General features: G+C 64.6%; 3 protein-coding genes. 1 reads left to right on the forward strand and 2 read right to left on the reverse strand.

The genetic code is table 11. The annotated features are described in order from the left end of the window. Both ACH2EH_RS12195 and ACH2EH_RS12200 read right to left on the reverse strand, forming a co-directional pair. The coding region (locus tag ACH2EH_RS12195) for a TrmH family RNA methyltransferase (RefSeq protein WP_395142027.1) at positions 1–327 on the reverse strand (327 nt) is incomplete at its 3' end. Between the two features lie 158 nt (positions 328–485). Next, a complete protein-coding gene (locus ACH2EH_RS12200; RefSeq protein ID WP_395142029.1) occupies positions 486–1,157 on the reverse strand; it encodes an outer membrane lipoprotein carrier protein LolA in 672 nt (223 codons plus the stop codon). A 22-nt stretch (positions 1,158–1,179) separates the two neighbouring features. Here ACH2EH_RS12200 and ACH2EH_RS12205 point away from each other — a divergent pair. Continuing rightward, on the forward strand, positions 1,180–1,602 hold a 423-nt coding region (locus ACH2EH_RS12205; RefSeq protein ID WP_395142030.1), incomplete at its 3' end, for an alpha/beta hydrolase.

Raw genomic sequence — 1,602 nt, forward strand, 5'->3', positions numbered from 1 at the left:
GCGCAGGACACTGCCCGTGGTGGAGCGCACGGCCTGGCGAGAGAACGGCTCGGCGCTCCCGGCGGAGAGGAGCAGCCCCGTGCAGCCGAGCACCTCGGCGGTGCGGATGAGAACCCCCACATTGCGCGGATCCTGAATGCGCTCGCCACAGAGAATCAGCGCCTTGTCCGAGAGCAGGGCTTCGGGCTTCACCACGTGCTGCTTGACAATGGCCAGGGCGCTCACAGCAGTCTCGTAGCCCGTGCCCGTGAGCTTCTGGAGCAGGCCGCCCGTCAGGACATAGAGGGGGATGCCCCGCGCGATGCAGAGCGGCTCTAAACTCGGCACGTCGCCCGGAAGGCAGTACGCGGCCTCGACAATTGCCTCAGGGGCGAGGAGCGCTTGCCGGACAAGCGGGCTGTCCTCAACCAGATACTGGCCGGTCTCTCGCCGCCCGGTGGGCTTGAGGAGACGCTCGGCGGCCTCGTAGGCAGGGTGCTTGCTGTTTATTGCCGGGCCTCGTCTTCGGGTGTCCAGCGGAACAGCGAGGCGGGCAAAGCGCCCCCCAGAACCACTCCCTGAAACTCCTCACGCAAGAGCTCCTGCACGGTTCCCCCATGGTCACCAACACGAACAAGCCGAAGTGGCGCGTAGGTTTTAGCATCCAGTGTGAGGGTATCCCGACTGGTTGCCTGGGTCTGTACCACCACAAACACCTCACGCTCTTTGTCTTTACTGTCTTTCCGCTGGGTCGCGGAGCGCTCCACGCCGCTTCCCGTGAGGCGGAACGGCTGCGGGGCGAGGAACTGGTCCACGGAGTAAGCGGCCTCATCGAGCGGGTGCGCAACCCCCGCCATCACCGTGGTCTGGAAACCATGACGCTGGGTGCGGGCGGGACGGAGGGGAACCTTCCGATTGCGTTGCCAGATCACCCGCCCATCACAGACCCGCAGGCCACAAGCCTCAGGGTTGTCTACGCTAATTTCGATACGCGCCAGGTTCGGGCGGCGCAGGCGCACGGTAAGCTCCCCACGAAGTCCTGCCTCCCCCTGATGGCTCAGCACGAGCTGCGAGCGGTACTCCAGAGTGACGGCACCACGCCAGCGCTCCGCCAGCGTACGGAGAACTTGCTCCGCATTGACCGGTTTTTCCTCGCGCTTTTCCTTCCCGTCTTGCATGGTTTTACGATACCATATCGGCATGTCGTTTTCGCTGATACATCGCGTTCAGCAAGCCGAAGGGCCTCGCCCACCGCTCTTGCTACTGCTACACGGCGTGGGCTCCCATGAGGACGATCTGTTCGGATTGGCCCCCTGGCTGGATGCGCGCTACACCATTGTCTCGCCCCGCGCTCCCCTGAAGCATGGCGGTGGCTGGGGCTGGTATCCCATCGCGTTTCTGGAAGACGGGCTAGAGTTCGACGAGGAGATCGCCTTCGAGAGTGCCCAAACGCTGGAGCTGTTTATTCTTGAGTGCCACAAAGCCTACGGCACCGATCCCGCGCGGACGGTCTTGATGGGGTTCTCCCAGGGGGCGGCGATGGCGCTGCTGCTGCTGCTCACACGGCCTGAGTGCCTGAGCAGCGCGGTGCTGATGAGCGGGCGGCTGATCCCCGAGGCGGCG

Source organism: Armatimonas sp. (assembly GCF_043760365.1).
GTDB lineage: Bacteria > Armatimonadota > Armatimonadia > Armatimonadales > Armatimonadaceae > Armatimonas.